The 16,512-nt window shown below is 64.9% G+C and carries 11 protein-coding genes; 9 read left to right on the forward strand and 2 right to left on the reverse strand.

All coding sequences use genetic code 11. The annotated features are described in order from the left end of the window. Positions 1-4: 4 nt before the first annotated feature. The gene (locus FB481_RS13740) at positions 5-892 is read right to left on the reverse strand and encodes a transglutaminase family protein (protein ID WP_093505724.1); all 888 of its coding nucleotides are present in this window, start codon (positions 890-892) and stop codon (positions 5-7) included. Next, complete coding sequence (locus tag FB481_RS13745) at positions 889-3,351, reverse strand: circularly permuted type 2 ATP-grasp protein (protein WP_147176752.1); 2,463 nt, start codon at positions 3,349-3,351, stop codon at positions 889-891. Before FB481_RS13745 ends, FB481_RS13740 begins: the two co-directional genes overlap by 4 nt. Positions 3,352-3,536: 185 nt before the next feature. Here FB481_RS13745 and FB481_RS13750 point away from each other — a divergent pair, with 185 nt between their 5' ends. From FB481_RS13750 to acs, 9 genes are all read left to right on the forward strand, one after another. Continuing rightward, positions 3,537-3,713 (forward strand): hypothetical protein, encoded by a 177-nt coding sequence (locus FB481_RS13750; protein ID WP_013790070.1) that lies wholly within the window; start codon positions 3,537-3,539, stop codon positions 3,711-3,713. 45 nt (positions 3,714-3,758) lie between these two features. Further along, complete coding sequence (locus FB481_RS13755) at positions 3,759-6,713, forward strand: sensor histidine kinase (RefSeq protein ID WP_178109883.1); 2,955 nt, start codon at positions 3,759-3,761, stop codon at positions 6,711-6,713. A 93-nt stretch (positions 6,714-6,806) separates the two neighbouring features. Then, positions 6,807-8,228 (forward strand): sigma-54 dependent transcriptional regulator, encoded by a 1,422-nt coding sequence (locus FB481_RS13760; RefSeq protein ID WP_147176754.1) that lies wholly within the window; start codon positions 6,807-6,809, stop codon positions 8,226-8,228. Positions 8,229-8,873: 645 nt separating this feature from the next. Then, complete coding sequence (locus FB481_RS13765; RefSeq protein ID WP_093505717.1) at positions 8,874-10,271, forward strand: polynucleotide adenylyltransferase PcnB; 1,398 nt, start codon at positions 8,874-8,876, stop codon at positions 10,269-10,271. Positions 10,272-10,274: 3 nt separating this feature from the next. Next, positions 10,275-10,754, forward strand: a complete 480-nt coding sequence (folK, locus tag FB481_RS13770; protein WP_147176755.1) for a 2-amino-4-hydroxy-6-hydroxymethyldihydropteridine diphosphokinase — start codon at positions 10,275-10,277, stop codon at positions 10,752-10,754. 207 nt (positions 10,755-10,961) lie between these two features. Beyond that, positions 10,962-11,762: a 3-methyl-2-oxobutanoate hydroxymethyltransferase gene (panB, locus tag FB481_RS13775; RefSeq protein WP_147176756.1), complete on the forward strand. Its 801-nt coding sequence runs from the start codon at positions 10,962-10,964 to the stop codon at positions 11,760-11,762. Next, positions 11,759-12,619 (forward strand): pantoate--beta-alanine ligase, encoded by an 861-nt coding sequence (gene panC, locus FB481_RS13780; protein ID WP_147176757.1) that lies wholly within the window; start codon positions 11,759-11,761, stop codon positions 12,617-12,619. Before panB ends, panC begins: the two co-directional genes overlap by 4 nt. Before the next feature lie 106 nt (positions 12,620-12,725). Next, positions 12,726-14,390 (forward strand): glucose-6-phosphate isomerase, encoded by a 1,665-nt coding sequence (pgi, locus tag FB481_RS13785; RefSeq protein WP_093505709.1) that lies wholly within the window; start codon positions 12,726-12,728, stop codon positions 14,388-14,390. A 122-nt stretch (positions 14,391-14,512) separates the two neighbouring features. After that, on the forward strand, positions 14,513-16,450 hold the full coding sequence (acs, locus tag FB481_RS13790; protein ID WP_147176758.1) for an acetate--CoA ligase: 1,938 nt from the start codon (positions 14,513-14,515) through the stop codon (positions 16,448-16,450). Positions 16,451-16,512: the final 62 nt, after the last annotated feature.

Consider the following 16,512-nt stretch of genomic DNA (forward strand, 5'->3'; position numbering starts at 1 on the left):
CGCCCTACAGCGGCGTGACCGTGACCTGAACGACTGGATCATGATGGCCACCGCCGAGAATCACCCCGCGCAGGGGTGATACATCGCCGAAATCGCGGCCCCAGGCCAGGGTGATGTGCTCCAGCGCCGGCAACAGGTTGTTGGTGGGGTCGAAGTCCACCCAACCGTTGTGCGGGCAATACACCGATACCCAGGCGTGGGACGCATCGGCGCCGATCAGCCGCGCCTGCCCGGGTGGCGGCTGGGTCAGCAGGTAGCCGCTGACGTAGCGGGCGGCAAGCCCACGCGAGCGCAGGCAGGCGAGCATCAGGTGAGCGAAGTCCTGACAGACCCCGCGCCGCTGCTCGAGTACCGCCAGCAGCGGCGTCGCCACCAAGGTGGCGCTGGCGTCGAAGGCGAACTCGCCATGGATCTTGTGCATTAGCGCCTGTACGGCTTCGAGCAGCGGGCGCTCGGGCGCGAAGCAGTCGGCCGCGAAGGCGTTGAAGGCCACATCCAGCCCCACATAGGGCGAGGCGAATCGATAGCGCACCGCGTCCAGCATCTCGGTGGACAGGGCGTGGCGCTGGTAGCGCAGCGCCTGGCGCACAGCGCTCCAGGACGGCGAACCCTGCAGGTCGACCGGGCTGCGCGGCAGCACCTCGACGCTCAGTTGTGCGCGCACGTGCAACGCATCGTGGGGCCGCTCGAAGGCCAGACGGGTCAGCGGATTGCCGAATACGTCGACGCCATCGCGGCGCTGGCAGGGCTCGGGGCTGACCAGCAGCTGCCGCGCATCGCAGCGCTGCCAGGCGCATTCCCGCGGCCAAAGATGCGCGAGTTGCTGGGCCAGAGAAACCGGCGCCGCGTAGCGGTAATGGGTGTCGTGCAGCACCTGGTAACGGCGGCTCATGAAGACTGGGTTCCCTGGCTGGCCGCCACGTGGGCAAAAAACCGCAGGCTCAGTTGCTCGGAGACCGCGCCAGCGCCCTGACCGATATCCGCGAGCAACCCGGCCAGGCCGTCGAGCACCGCGCGAACGCCGCCGGCGCCGAACAGCGGATCTTCCAGGCTGTGCAGGTCGAAGGCGCTCAAACGGCGTTCGAGCTGTGCCAGATCAGGATTGGCTTCCATCTCGAAGCGCTCGGCCAGGCGTTTTAGGGCACGCAGCAGCAGGCGCAGCTGATACAGAACGGCATGGGGGTTGCGCTCATCGAGCAGCAGCAGGTCGAGCACCGGAATCAGCTGGGCGCTGGCCATATAGCGAGTGCGATAGGTGATCGAGCTGTTGCCCAGCTCCAGCAGCCAGTCCAGCGCCGCAGCGTCGTCACTGGTACCGATGCGCAGGAAGCCGCCGATGCTGTCGCAGAGAAACTGTAGGCGCTCGATACAGCGGCCGATCATCAGAAAGCGCCAGCCCTCATCGCGAGTCATGTCGTCAAGGGCGAAACCGGATAACGCAGCCAGGGAAATCATCAGCCGGTTGAGCACATCCAGCAGCTGGCCAAGGTCGCCATCACGGCCTTCCAGCTGCTGCAGATCGCGCTGCAGCTCGACCATGGCCTGCCAGTTGGCCTGGGACAGCTTGCCGCGCACGCTGCCGGCCGTCCATTGCAGGCGCTGCAGGTTGACGCGCACGCTGCCCGGCCACTCGCTACCGAGCAGTGCTTCGCGCAAACGCGCCTCCAGGCTGCCATGGGCCTCATCGGGCAAGGTGCCGAGCGTCTCGGCGAGTGCGAACATGGCCTGCAGTGCCCGCGGGTCATCATCGTCTTCGACGTAACGCGCCAACATGATGCGCAACAGCCGCGCATTGTCCTCGCAGCGCTCGCTGTAGCGCCCGAACCAGAACAGGTTTTCCACCACCCGAGAGGGCAGGTAGGGGTCGCTGCGCACCAGATCGGCAGCGCCCAGAGCACGCGTGCCCTGCCATTGCTCACCCGGCGCCTGGCGCTCGCCCAGCACCCAGGTGTCCTTGCTGACGCCGCCACTTTGCATGGACATCACGTCGGTTGCGCCTGCCACGGCCGCACGGGTCAGGCCGCCTGGCATCACCCGGTAGCCGTCGCCACTGGCCACGGCGAACACGCGCATGCCGATGACACGTGGCTGCACACCGGCCTCACCGAACCACACCGGTGCCCGGGACAGCTGCACGGAAGCCTGGGCAACGTAGGCCTCCGGTTGCTGGCGCAGGTGCTCGGCATCGGGATTGCGGCCCTGCGCCAAGCGCTGGGCTGCTGAACAGGGCCGGATCAACCAATTCGGCAAGTCTTCCAGCACCTTGGCCAGCACCGGCGGCTCGCCGCACCAGGCACTGTCGATACCAGGCAACAGCAGCGGCTCGCCGAGCAAACGCTCGCTGACCGCCGGCAGAAAGCCGCTCAACCCGGGCGACTCCAGCAGGCCGGAGCCCAGGGCATTGGCCACCAGCACGCGCCCCTGGCGTACCACTTCCAGCAGCCCGGGCACGCCGAGCGCCGAATCGCTGCGCAGCTCCAGGGGATCGCAGAAATCATCATCCAGCCGGCGCAACACCGCATGCACGCGTTGCAAGCCGGCAAGGGTCTTGAGGTAGAGCGTGGCGTCGCGCACGGTCAGGTCGCTGCCTTCCACCAGTGGGTAGCCGAGCTGGCGCGCCAGGTACAGGTGCTCGAAGTAGCTTTCGTTGAAACGCCCGGCGGTCAGCACCACCACCAGCGGCGTGTCGTTACCGGCCGGCGCCTGGCTGGTCAGAGTATCCTGCAGAGTGCGGAAGAAACCGGCCAGGTGCTGCACGCCAAGATCGCGGTACAGCTCGGGAAAGGCCCGCGAAATGATCTGCCGGTTCTCCAAGGCGAAGCCGGCACCGGCCGGCGCCTGGGTGCGATCGGCGACCACCTGCCAGCGACCGTCTGCCGAACGGGCCAGGTCCACCGCATACAGATGCAGAAAAGTGCTGCCGGGCGGCTGCACGCCCTGGCACGGCCACAGAAAACTCTCGTGCCCGAACACCAGTTCCGGCGGCAGCAGCCCTTCAGCCAGCAAATGCTGGGGGCCGTAGAGATCAGCCAGCACCTTGTTGAGTAGGCCCGCGCGCTGTGCCACGCCGGCGGCGATGGTCTGCCATTCGGCCGCCGGTATCAGGTTTGGCAACAGGTCCAGTTCCCAGGGGCGGTCGGCGCCATCGGGATCGGCATAAACGTTGTAGGTAACACCGTTGGCCTGGATCTGCCGGGTCACCATTGCCTGGCGCTGCTGCAACTGCGCGGGCGTGTTGCGGCGCAGCTGGCTCAGCACCGGCCGCCAGTGCGGGCGCACCTGCCCCTGGCGGTCGAGCAGTTCGTCGTAGGCCGCCCCGTCAGGCAGGTATCCGGCAAGCAGATCAGGCATGAAGATTCCAATGCAGTGCGTAGATGGCGCGGCAACGCCACGCGCGGTAAAAGCGTAGCCGCTATGGGCATTGATCAGCCAGCAAGATATGCGCCAGCGCTGCGCCACGCGCCAGCCGAACGATGCCCCTTCGCCAGCGCCCCGCGCTTCCGTTACCATCGCCACACTCAGTAGCGAGACGCGGCATGTATATCTATCGATTGGTTCTGATTCTGGTAGTCGGCATCTACCTGTTCTCGCCTGCCATCATGGACTGGTGGATCGACCCCAACGGTGCCTGGTACCGCCCCTACATGCTGTGGCTGATCCTCATCGTGGTGACCTTCGTCCTGCAGAGCCAGCGCGATGCTGACGAGCTCTGAGCCCATGCGCCAACCCGCCGCCTCCCCTGACGCGCCAAGCCGAGAATGCCGATGAGCTTTAGCCTCAGCGGGCTGATGCTGATCAGCGCCGCCTACCTGCTGGTCCTCTTCGCGGTCGCCTGGTGCGCCGACCGTGGGCTGATCCCACGTCGTTTCATCCGTCACCCGCTGACCTACACCCTGTCGCTGGGCGTGTACGCCAGCGCCTGGGCCTTCTATGGCAGCGTCGGTCTGGCCTATCAGTACGGTTATGGCTTTCTGGCCAGCTACCTGGGCGTGACCGGCGCCTTTCTGCTCGCCCCGGTCCTGCTCTACCCGATCCTGCGCATTACCCGCACCTATCAGCTGTCGTCGCTGGCCGACCTGTTCGCCTTCCGCTTTCGCAGCACCTGGGCCGGTGCGCTGAGCACCCTGTGCATGCTGGTCGCCGTGCTGCCGCTGCTGGCCCTGCAAATCCAGGCGGTGACCGACGCCATCGGCATCCTCACGCGTGAGACGGTGCAGCCACAGATCGCCCTGGCGTTCTGCGGGCTGTTCATCCTGGTGACCATTCTGTTCGGCGCGCGCCATCTGGCCACTCGGGAGAAGCACGAAGGCCTAGTGTTCGCCATCGCCTTCGAGTCGGTGGTCAAGCTGGTGGCTATGGGCGCCATCGGCCTGTACGCGCTGTATGCCGTGTTCGACGGCCCGCGCGATCTGGAGCAATGGCTGGTGCTCAACCAGACCGCGCTCTCCAGCCTGCATACGCCGCTGCAGGAAGGCCCGTGGCGCACCCTGCTGCTGGTGTTCTTCGCTTCGGCCATCGTCATGCCGCACATGTACCACATGACCTTTACCGAGAACCTCAACCCGCGCGCGCTGGTCAGCGCCAGCTGGGGCCTGCCACTGTTCCTGCTGCTGATGAGCCTGGCCGTGCCGCTGGTGCTGTGGGCCGGACTGCGCCTGGGCTCGACCACCAGCCCGGAGTATTTCACCCTGGGCCTGGGCTTGGCAGTGGAGAGCCCGGCGCTGGTGCTGATCGCCTACATCGGCGGTCTGTCGGCCTCCAGCGGGCTGATCATCGTCACCACCCTGGCGCTGTCCGGCATGCTGCTCAACCACGTGGTGCTGCCGCTCTACCAGCCGCCGGCCGAAGGCAACATCTACCGTTGGCTGAAGTGGACGCGCCGCGCGCTGATCGTCGCCATCATCCTGGCCAGCTACGCCTTCTACACCCTGCTCGACGCCCAGCAGGACATGGCCAACCTGGGCATAGTCTCCTTCGTCGCCACCCTGCAGTTCCTGCCCGGCGTGCTCTCGGTGCTGTACTGGCCGACCGCCAACCGCCGCGGTTTTATCGCCGGCTTGCTGGCTGGCATCGCGGTGTGGTCGGTGAGCATGCTGCTGCCGCTGATCGGCACCCTGCCCGGCCTGTACGTGCCGGTGCTGGATCTGGTCTACGTGCTCGACGACAGCAGCTGGCACATGGCAGCCATCGCCTCGCTGGCCATCAACGTGCTGGTGTTCACTCTGGTTTCGGTGTTCACCGACTCCAGCCCCGAGGAAGACAGCGCCGCCGAAGCCTGCGCGGTAGACAACGTGCGCCGCCCGCAACGCCGCGAGCTGCTGGCCCTGTCGCCCCAGGAATTCGCCGCCCAGCTGGCCAAGCCGCTCGGCGCCAAGACCGCCCAGCGCGAGGTCGAACAGGCCCTGCGCGACCTGCACCTGCCCTTCGACGAAAGCCGCCCCTACGCCCTACGCCGTCTGCGCGACCGCCTGGAGGCCAACCTGTCCGGGCTGATGGGCCCCAGCGTCGCCCAGGACATCATCGAATCCTTCCTGCCCTACAAGTCCGGCAGCGAAGGCTACGTGACCGAGGACATCCACTTCATCGAGAGCCGCCTGGAGGATTACCAGTCGCGCCTCACAGGCCTGGCCGCCGAGCTCGATGCCCTGCGCCGCTACCACCGCCAGACCCTGCAGGAACTGCCCATGGGCGTCTGCTCGCTGGCCAAGGATCACGAAATCCTGATGTGGAACAAGGCCATGGAGGAACTCACCGAGATTCCCGCCCAGCGCATCGTCGGCTCGCGGCTGTCAACCCTCGCCGAGCCCTGGCGCGAACTGCTGCAAAGCTTCATCGAAAATCCAGACGAACACCTGCACAAACAGCGCCTGGCCCTCGATGGCCAGACCCGCTGGCTGAACCTGCACAAGGCGGCCATCGACGAGCCCCTGGCACCCGGTAACAGCGGCCTGGTGCTGCTGGTCGAGGACCTGACCGACACGCAGATGCTCGAAGACAAGCTGGTGCATTCAGAGCGCCTGGCCAGCATCGGCCGCCTGGCCGCCGGGGTGGCCCACGAGATAGGCAACCCGATCACCGGCATCGCCTGCCTGGCGCAGAACCTGCGCGAGGAACGGGAAAGCGATCCGGAACTGACCGAAATCAGCGGGCAGATTCTCGAGCAGACCAAGCGGGTCACACGTATCGTTCACTCGCTGATGAACTTCGCCCACTCCGGCAACCACCAGCAGGCGGACGAACCGGTATGCCTGGCCGAAGTCGCTCAGGAAGCCATCGGTCTTCTGGCGCTCAATCGGCGCAGCGTCGACGTGCAGTTCTTCAACCTGTGCGACCCCGCGCACCGCGCCGGAGGCGACCCACAGCGCCTGGCCCAGGTGCTGATCAACCTGCTCAGCAACGCTCGCGACGCCTCGCCTGCTGGCGGCGCGATCCGCGTGCGCAGCGAGGCTTCGGAACACACTGTCGACCTGATCGTCGAGGACGAAGGCAGCGGAATTCCAAAGGGCGTGATGGACCGGCTGTTCGAGCCATTCTTCACTACCAAGGACCCCGGAAAAGGAACCGGACTCGGCCTCGCGCTGGTCTATTCCATCGTGGAAGAGCATTATGGCCAGATAACAATCGACAGCCCGATCGACCCCGAGCAGCAACGTGGCACCCGCATCCGGGTGACGCTGCCGCGGCACATCGAGGCCATGCCACTGGCGAACTAAATTCCGAAGAACCGCATTCCTGGGATGCGCGCGGCCCAGTTTGGCTGTAGCCCCAGGAAGCAGGTTCGGAGACCGTCGAGAGAATTCGTTTACATGCCTCATATCCTGATCGTCGAAGACGAAACCATTATCCGCTCCGCCCTGCGTCGACTGCTCGAACGCAACCAGTACCAGGTCAGCGAGGCCGGTTCGGTACAGGAAGCCCAGGAACGTTTCGACATTCCCGGCTTCGATCTGGTGGTCAGCGATCTGCGTCTACCAGGCGCTCCCGGCACCGAGCTGATCAAGCTGGCCCAGGGTGCCCCGGTGCTGATCATGACCAGCTATGCGAGTCTGCGCTCGGCGGTCGACTCGATGAAAATGGGCGCCGTCGACTACATCGCCAAACCCTTCGACCACGACGAAATGCTCCAGGCCGTGGCGCGCATCCTGCGTGACCGCGAGGCGCGCAATCAGGCTGCCGGCACGCCGGCCACGGCACGCAGCGCCGAGAAAGCCGATAAGGCCGCCACCGGCGAGATCGGCATCATCGGCTCCAGCCCGGCCATGCTGGAGCTGTACAGCAAGATCCGCAAAGTCGCGCCCACCGACTCCAACGTGCTGGTGCAGGGCGAGTCCGGCACCGGCAAGGAACTGGTCGCCCGTGCCCTGCACAACCTCTCCAAGCGCGCCAAGGCGCCGCTGATTTCGGTCAACTGCGCAGCGATTCCGGAAACCCTGATCGAGTCCGAGCTGTTCGGCCACGAGAAAGGCGCATTCACCGGGGCCAGCGCCAGCCGCGCCGGCCTGGTGGAAGCGGCCGACGGCGGCACGCTGTTTCTCGACGAGATCGGCGAACTGCCCCTGGAAGCCCAGGCGCGCCTGCTGCGCGTGTTGCAGGAGGGCGAGATCCGCCGGGTCGGCTCGGTGCAATCGCAAAAGGTCGATGTGCGCCTGATCGCCGCGACCCACCGCGACCTGAAAACCCTGTCGAAAACCGGCCAGTTCCGGGAAGACCTTTATTACCGCCTGCACGTCATCGCCCTGAAGCTGCCGCCGTTGCGCGAACGCGGCGCCGACGTACTGGAAATCGCCCGCGCCTTCCTGGCGCGCCAGTCGGCGCGCATGGGCCGCAGCGACCTGCACTTCGGCCCGGATGCCGAGCAGGCCATCCACCATTACAGCTGGCCGGGCAACGTGCGTGAGCTGGAGAACGCCATCGAGCGTTCGGTGATCCTCTGCGACAGCAGCACAATCAACGCCGACCTGCTGGGCATCGACATCGAGCTGGAGGATCTGGACGAGGACGTGTTCATGGGCCTGGCGACGCAAAGCGCCGCGGTCAACGCGACCAGCCAGGATCCCAGCGAAGACCTGTCACTGGAAGACTACTTCCAGCACTTCGTCCTCGAGCATCAGGACCACATGACCGAGACCGAACTGGCCCGCAAACTGGGCATCAGCCGCAAGTGCCTGTGGGAACGCCGTCAGCGCCTGGGCATCCCACGTCGCAAGTCGGGCGCGGCCAGCGAGTAGAGTGCCGCGCACGCTCTAGGGCGGGTGTTACCGCCGATCATGACAACACGTAACAAAGCCGGGGTTTACGGTAACGGAATCCCGGCTTTTTTTTGCCCGGCAAACAGTCGAAAATCTCAAGCCATTGTTTTTAAAGGAAAAATAAAAACTGGCACGCCGAATGCTTTATCTCTGGCACAACAACAATAACAAGTATGACCCACGATAATAAAAATAAGACGTAACGGCTTCAGCACAATAAGAACAAGATCGCAGAAGGCGCAGCTAACTGATTATTTTGGAGAGGATCGCCTCTCGGCACCACAGCCAGACAGACAACAACAATAAATGTCGACGGTCAGCACCCACGGGTGAAGATCAGGGCCTGAGGTAGCGTCAGCATCCAAAATAATCCGTTCGCTCTTGCTCCCACTCGGGAGGTACTCCGGACCTGATCCGGAACAGGCACCCCAACAAGAACAACAGCCTGCATAACAAGAACGACGTAACGCACTACTTAAGGGGAGCTTCGGCTCCCCTTGTCGTTTCCCGCCCCGGCCTGCCCGCCACCCCGCTTACGCCCCTAAGTCACCTGATGCTAGAATCCGCGCTATTTCTGCGCCTTTACATTATTCTGGCCGCTCAATTCGCCATACAGTGCCCTCCATGCTGAAAAAGCTGTTCAAGTCCTTCCGCTCGCCGCTGCGCCGTGCGCACCAGCCTCACAGCACGCCGCACGTGCTGAACAACAACCAGCACCCGATCCAGCGCGGGCAGATCAGCCGCCACGCCATCAGCGTGGTCGAGCGTCTGCAGAACGCCGGCTACGAGGCTTATCTGGTTGGTGGCTGCGTGCGCGACCTGCTGCTGGGCATCGAGCCCAAGGATTTCGACGTCGCCACTAGCGCCACGCCGGAGCAGGTGCGGGCCGAGTTCCGCAATGCGCGGGTAATCGGTCGCCGCTTCAAGCTGGTGCACGTGCACTTCGGCCGCGAGATCATCGAAACCGCGACCTTCCGTGCCAACCACCCGGAAGGCGACGAGGAAGAGAACAGCAACCAGTCTTCGCGCAACGAGAGCGGCCGAATCCTGCGCGACAACGTGTACGGCACCCTGGAAGACGACGCCCAGCGCCGCGACTTCACCATCAACGCGCTGTACTACGATCCGGTTTCCGAGCGGATTCTCGACTACGCCAACGGCATGCACGACATCCGCAACAACCTGGTACGGCTGATCGGCAACCCAACCCAGCGCTATCAGGAAGACCCGGTGCGCATGCTGCGCGCCGTGCGTTTCGCCGCCAAACTGGACTTCGACATCGAGAAGCACAGCGCCGACCCGATCCACGACCTGGCGCACCTGCTGGGCGGTATCCCGGCCGCGCGCCTGTTCGATGAAGTGCTCAAGCTGTTCCTCAGCGGCTACGCCATCTACACCTACGATCTGCTAGTCGACTATGGCCTGTTCGGCCAGCTGTTCCCGGCCAGCGCCGCGGCGCTGCGGCAGAACCCCGAATACACCGACACCCTGATCCGCAACGCGCTGGACAACACCGACCTGCGCATCCATCAGGGCAAACCAGTCACCCCTGCCTTCCTGTTCGCCGCTCTGCTCTGGCCCGCTTTGCCGGCCCGGGTGATTCGCCTGCAGGAGCGCGGCATGCCGGCCATTCCTGCCATGCAGGAAGCCGCCCACGAACTGATCGCCGAGCAGTGCCAGCGCATCGCCGTTCCCAAGCGCTTCACCATGCCGATCCGCGAAATCTGGGACATGCAGGAACGTCTGCCCCGCCGCAGCGGCAAGCGCGCCGATCTGTTGCTGGAGAACCCCCGCTTCCGCGCCGGTTACGACTTCCTGCTGCTGCGCGAGAGCGCCGGCGAGGAAACCGGCGGCCTGGGCGACTGGTGGACCGAGTATCAGGACGCCAGCGACAGTGATCGCCGGGTGATGATCCGCAATCTGTCCAGCAAGGACGAGCCTGGCAGCGCGCCGCGCAAGCGTCGCCGCAGCGGTGGCGGCAAGCGCAAGCGCGCGCCGCAGAACGGCGGCGCCGGCGAGTAAGTGATGGAACGCGTCTGTATCGGCCTGGGTAGCAACCTGGCCGAGCCCGCCGAACAGCTGCGCCAGGCCCTGGTGGCCCTGGAGCAATTGCCAGACACTCGTCTGGCTGCGGTGTCCTCCTTCTATGTCAGCGATTCGCTGCTGCCTGGCCAGCCCCGCTATACCAACGCCGTCGCTGCACTAGAGACAGGGCTAGAGCCACTGCAGCTGCTCGACGCCCTGCAGGCCATCGAGCTGGACCAGGGCCGCGAACGCCATGAGCGCTGGGGACCACGCACCCTGGATCTGGACATCCTGCTGTTCGGCCAACGGCTGATCGACGAGCCGCGCCTGCGCGTGCCGCACTATCACATGCACGCCCGCGCATTCGTGCTCTACCCGCTGGCGGAACTTGCCGACGGGCTGCAACTGCCCGACGGCCGCCATCTCAGCGAACTGCTGGCGGCCTGCCCGTTCGAAGGTCTGGAGCGTTTACAGCCCTGATACGCTGGGCACACGCCTGCGGTAACGGCGTAACAGCGCGGTAACACATTCGATTGACTTGCGCCCCTGCCATCGGGACTATAGCCACCCATTGCCCCCACCGGGGCCACATTGAAGCAGCATTGCTGCCCCTTCGATGCCAACGTGAACCTGCGCCACGAGAGCCTGCCCAACAGGCCCGCACAGGTTCCGAGTGAGGATACCTTCATGCCTGATGTAACCCTGACCACCCTGCGAGCGCTCAAGCAGAAGGGTGAGAAAATCACCATGCTGACCTGTTACGACGCCACCTTCGCCGACGCCTGCAGCAAGGCCGGCGTCGAAGTGCTGCTGATCGGCGACTCGCTAGGCATGGTGCTGCAGGGGCACGACAGCACCCTGCCGGTGAGCATGGCCGATACCGTCTACCACACCGCCAGCGTCAAACGCGGCAATGCCGGCGCGCTGATCGTCGCCGACCTGCCGTTCATGGCCAACGCCACCGTCGAGCAGACCCTGCACAACGCCGGGCTGCTGATGCAGGCCGGCGCCCACGTGATCAAGGTAGAAGGCGCCGCCTGGCTGGCCGAGTCCATCACCAAACTTGCCGAACGCGGCGTGCCGGTGTGCGCGCACATGGGCCTGACGCCCCAGGCGGTGAATATCCTCGGCGGTTACAAGGTGCAGGGCCGCGAACACAACCAGGCGCGCCAGATGGTCGCCGACGCCATCGCTCTGGAGCAGGCCGGCGCGGCCATGCTGCTGCTCGAATGCGTGCCGAGCCACCTCGCTGGCGAGATCAGCCGCGCAGTGAAAGTCCCGGTGATCGGCATCGGCGCAGGCCCGGATACCGACGGCCAGGTACTGGTGCTGCACGACATGCTCGGCCTGTCGCTGAGCGGCCGGGTGGCCAAGTTCGTGAAGAACTTCATGCACGGTCAGCCGAGCATCCAGGATGCCCTCGCCGCCTACGTGAAAGAAGTGAAAGCAGTCAGCTTCCCTGCCGCAGAGCACGGATTCTCCGCATGAACACCGTCAAGACCGTGGGCGAGCTGCGCGCCGCCGTCGCTGAGGCTCGCAAGCAAGGCAAACAAATCGCCCTGGTACCGACCATGGGCAACCTGCACGCCGGCCACGCCGCGCTGGTGGAAAAAGCCGCGCAGTGCGCCGACTTGGTGGTCGCCAGCATCTTCGTCAACCCGATGCAGTTCGGCCCCGCCGAAGATCTCGACAAATACCCACGCACCCTGCAGGCCGACCAGCAGCGCCTGACCGAAGCGGGCTGCCATCTGCTGTTCCACCCGGATGTCGAGGAAATGTACCCCGGCGGCATGGGCGAGCAGACGCGCGTCAGCGTGCCCGGTGTGTCCGAGGGCCTGTGTGGCGCCAGCCGCCCGGGGCACTTCGAAGGTGTGGCCACGGTGGTTACCAAGCTGTTCAACATGGTGCAGCCGGATATCGCCGTGTTCGGCCAGAAGGACTTCCAGCAACTGGCGGTGATCCGCACGATGGTGCGCGACCTGAACATGCCGATCCAGATCATCGGCGAGCCGACGGTACGCGCTGAGAGTGGCCTGGCGCTGTCCTCGCGTAATGGCTACCTGAGCGATGCGCAGCGCGAGACCGCCGCCGTGCTCTACCGCTCGCTGCAGCAGATCGCCCAAGCCATCCAGAGCGGTGAACGCGACCTGCCCAAGCTGATCGCTGCGGCACAGCAGGAGCACGTCGCTGCTGGTCTGCGCGCCGATTACCTGGAAGTGCGCGAAGCCCAGAGCCTGCGTGCGGTCAGCCCTGGTGACCGCGAGCTGGTGGTGCTGGTGGCGGCCTACCTGGGTAACACCCGGCTGATCGACAACCTGAGTTTTAGCCTGGATCAGAGCTACTGACCCACCGCATCACCTACACTGAAAGCCCGGAGACTCATCCGGGCTTTTTAGTATGCACAATCACCACTGAAGCCTGCCCCAACCCAAGCCCCAACAAGGAAGCCCCATGGCGTATCACCGTCAGCCGCTCGATGTTCTTGCCCTTCCCACCTGGCAGGCGCTGCAACAGCACCGCCAGGCCATGCAGCGCTTCAGCATGCGCGATGCCTTCGCCGCCAACCCACGGCGCTTCGAGCAGCTTTCCCTGAGCGCTTGCGGGCTGTTTCTCGACTATTCGAAGAACCTGGCCAGCGACGAGACCATCGCTCTGCTGATGGCCCTGGCCCGTGAAGTCGGCCTGGAGCAATCGATCCGCGCCATGTTCGACGGCGAGAAACTCAACGCCTCGGAAGGCCGCCCGGCGCTGCACACCGCCCTGCGCCGGCCGCTGGGCGACAAGGTGCTGGTCGACGGCGTGGACGTGATGCCCCAGGTGCAGCGCGTGCTGCAGCAGATGACCGAACTGGTCGGGCGCATCCACAGCGGCCTTTGGCGCGGCTACACCGAGAAGCCGATCACCGATGTGGTGAACATCGGCATCGGCGGCTCCTTCCTCGGCCCGCAGCTGGTGTCCGAGGCGCTGCTGCCGTTCGCCCAGCGCGGCGTGCGCTGCCATTACCTGGCCAATATCGACGGCAGCGAATTCCACGAGCTGTCGGCCAAGTTGCAGGCGGAAACCACCCTGTTCATTGTTTCGTCGAAATCCTTCGGCACCCTGGAAACCCTGAAGAACGCCCAGGCCGCGCGCGGCTGGTACCTGGCCCAGGGCGGCTCGGAAGCCGAGCTATACCGCCACTTCATCGCCGTATCGAGCAACCGCGAGGCGGCGGTGAGCTTCGGCATCCGTGAGGAAAACATCTTCCCGATGTGGGACTGGGTGGGCGGCCGTTACTCGCTGTGGTCGGCCATCGGCCTTCCGATTGCTTTGTCCATCGGTATGTCCAACTTCAAGGAGCTGCTGGCCGGCGCCTACAGCATGGACATGCACTTCAAGACCGCGCCCTTCGAGCAGAACATGCCGGTGCTGATGGCCCTGCTGGGCATCTGGTACGGCAATTTCTGGGATGCCCAAAGCCAGGCGATCCTGCCGTACGACCACTACCTGCGCAACATCACCAAGCACCTGCAGCAATTGGACATGGAGTCCAACGGCAAGAGCGTGCGCCAGGACGGTAGCCCGGTCAGCGGCGCCACCGGCCCGGTGATCTGGGGCGGCGTGGGCTGTAACGGCCAGCACGCCTATCATCAATTGTTGCACCAAGGCACCCAGCTGATTCCCGCGGACTTCATCGTTCCGGTGGTGAGCTTCAACCCGGTCGCCGATCACCATCAGTGGCTGTACGCCAACTGTCTGTCGCAGAGCCAGGCACTGATGCTCGGCAAATCCCGCGAGGAAGCCGAGGCCGAACTTCGTGCCAAGGGCATGAACGAAGACGACGTGCAGCGCCTGGCGCCGCACAAGGTCATCCCCGGCAACCGGCCGAGCAACACCCTGGTGCTGGAGCGCATCAGCCCTCGCCGCCTCGGCGCACTGGTGGCGCTGTACGAGCACAAGGTGTTTGCCCAGAGCGCCATCTGGGGCATCAACGCTTTCGACCAGTGGGGTGTGGAGCTCGGCAAGGAGCTGGGCAAGGGCGTCTACTCGCGCATGGTCGGTAGCGAGCCGAGCGCCGCGGAAGACGGCTCGACCCAGGGGCTGATCAACTATTTCCGCGGTCGTCATCGCGGGTGATGCCTGTTGCGGGCGCCCATTGCCGGGCGCCCGCAACACTTTGCGTCACTCGGCAACAGCGCCTCAAAACTTGGCTGCTACCCTTGATGTCTATCGCGGACATAACAACAAAGGTACCCGCCATGTCTCTCCCGCATATTTATCCCGTCAGCGACGCCGCTCGCCAGCACACCCACCTCGACGACGCCGCCTACCAACGCCTCTATCGCCAGTCGGTCGACGACCCGCAGGCCTTCTGGGGCGAGCAGGCCAAGGCTTTTCTCGACTGGTTCAAACCCTGGGACGAAGTCTGCAGTGGCAGCCTGAGCAAAGGCGATATCCGCTGGTTTTCCGGCGGCCAGCTGAACATCAGCCACAACTGCATCGACCGCCACCTGGCCAAGCGTGGCGACCAGGTGGCGCTGATCTGGGAAGGCGACGATCCTAAGGATTCGGCCTCCATCACCTACAAGCAGTTGCACGAGCAGGTCTGCCGTCTGGCCAATGTGCTCAAGAAACGCGGCGTGAAGAAAGGCGACCGAGTCTGTATTTACATGCCAATGGTGCCCGAGGCGGCCTACGCCATGCTCGCCTGCACGCGCATCGGCGCCGTGCATTCGGTGGTATTCGGCGGCTTCTCGCCGGACGCGCTGCGCGACCGCATTCTCGACGCCGACTGCCGCACGGTGATCACTGCCGATGAAGCGGTACGCGGCGGCAAGCTGATACCACTCAAGAGCAACGTCGACAAGGCCATGGCGAGCTGCCCCAACGTCTCCACCGTGCTGGTGGTGAAACGCACCGGCAACGCGGTCGGCTGGGATGAGAAGCGCGACCTCTGGTACGCCGAGGCCATACAGCAGGTAGGCGCCGACTGCCCCGCCGAGCCGATGGACGCCGAAGACCCGCTGTTCATCCTCTATACCTCCGGCAGCACCGGCAAACCCAAGGGCGTGCTGCACAGCACCGCCGGCTACCTGCTGCAGGCAGTGATGACCCACAAGTACGTGTTCGACTACCACGACGGTGACATTTACTGGTGCACTGCCGATGTCGGCTGGGTCACCGGGCACAGCTACATCGTCTATGGTCCGCTGGCCAACGGCGCCACCAGCCTGATCTTCGAGGGCGTGCCCAACTACCCGGATACCTCGCGTTTCTGGCAGGTGATCGACAAACATCAGGTGAACATCTTCTACACCGCGCCGACCGCCCTGCGCGCACTGATGCGTGAAGGCGAAGCACCGGTGAAGAAAACCTCGCGCAGCAGCTTGCGCCTGCTCGGCAGCGTCGGCGAGCCGATCAACCCGGAAGCCTGGGAATGGTACTTCAAGGTAGTCGGCGAGCAGCGCTGCCCCATCGTCGACACCTGGTGGCAGACCGAGACCGGCGCCATCATGATCACCCCGCTGCCCGGCGCCACCGACCTCAAGCCGGGCTCGGCGACGCGGCCGTTCTTCGGCGTGCAGCCGGTATTGCTCGACGAACAGGGCAAGGAGATCGACGGCCCGGGCGCCGGCGTACTGGCGATCAAGGCCAGCTGGCCGAGCCAGATCCGCAGCGTGTACGGCGACCACCAGCGCATGCTGGACACCTACTTCACCGCCTACCCCGGCTACTACTTCAGCGGTGACGGCGCGCGCCGCGACGAGGATGGCTACTGGTGGATCACCGGGCGCATCGATGACGTGATCAACGTCTCCGGCCACCGCATCGGTACCGCCGAGGTGGAAAGCGCCCTGGTGCTGCACGACGCCGTGGCCGAGGCCGCCGTGGTCGGTTACCCCCATGACGTCAAAGGCCAGGGCATCTACGCCTTCGTCACCACCATGAACGGCGTGGAGCCGAGCGATGAACTGAAGAAGGAGCTGCTAAGCCTGGTCGGCAAGGAAATCGGCAGCTTCGCCAAGCCGGAGCTGATCCAGTGGGCGCCGGGCCTGCCAAAGACCCGCTCGGGCAAGATCATGCGCCGCATCTTGCGCAAGATCGCCTGTAACGAGCTGGATAGCCTCGGCGATACCTCGACCCTGGCCGACCCGAGCGTGGTCGACAGTCTGATCGAACAGCGTCTCAACAGCTGACGCCCGCTCCATGGCCTGACATTTGTGAGGCCATGGAGTCTCTTGCCTTGGATCGGGCAAGC

Origin of the sequence: Pseudomonas sp. AG1028 (assembly GCF_007993955.1) — a bacterium.
GTDB classification, from domain to species: Bacteria; Pseudomonadota; Gammaproteobacteria; order Pseudomonadales; family Pseudomonadaceae; genus Aquipseudomonas; species Aquipseudomonas straminea.

Excerpts from the sequence above, each read along its gene's own strand:
- FB481_RS13740 (WP_093505724.1), bottom strand. The coding sequence starts at position 892 with ATGAGCCGCCGTTACCAGGTGCTGCACGACACCCATTACCGCTACGCG.
- FB481_RS13745 (WP_147176752.1), bottom strand. The coding sequence starts at position 3,351 with ATGCCTGATCTGCTTGCCGGATACCTGCCTGACGGGGCGGCCTACGAC.
- FB481_RS13750 (WP_013790070.1), top strand. The coding sequence starts at position 3,537 with ATGTATATCTATCGATTGGTTCTGATTCTGGTAGTCGGCATCTACCTG.
- FB481_RS13755 (WP_178109883.1), top strand. The coding sequence starts at position 3,759 with ATGCCGATGAGCTTTAGCCTCAGCGGGCTGATGCTGATCAGCGCCGCC.
- FB481_RS13760 (WP_147176754.1), top strand. The coding sequence starts at position 6,807 with ATGCCTCATATCCTGATCGTCGAAGACGAAACCATTATCCGCTCCGCC.
- FB481_RS13765 (WP_093505717.1), top strand. The coding sequence starts at position 8,874 with ATGCTGAAAAAGCTGTTCAAGTCCTTCCGCTCGCCGCTGCGCCGTGCG.
- folK (WP_147176755.1), top strand. The coding sequence starts at position 10,275 with ATGGAACGCGTCTGTATCGGCCTGGGTAGCAACCTGGCCGAGCCCGCC.
- panB (WP_147176756.1), top strand. The coding sequence starts at position 10,962 with ATGCCTGATGTAACCCTGACCACCCTGCGAGCGCTCAAGCAGAAGGGT.
- panC (WP_147176757.1), top strand. The coding sequence starts at position 11,759 with ATGAACACCGTCAAGACCGTGGGCGAGCTGCGCGCCGCCGTCGCTGAG.
- pgi (WP_093505709.1), top strand. The coding sequence starts at position 12,726 with ATGGCGTATCACCGTCAGCCGCTCGATGTTCTTGCCCTTCCCACCTGG.
- acs (WP_147176758.1), top strand. The coding sequence starts at position 14,513 with ATGTCTCTCCCGCATATTTATCCCGTCAGCGACGCCGCTCGCCAGCAC.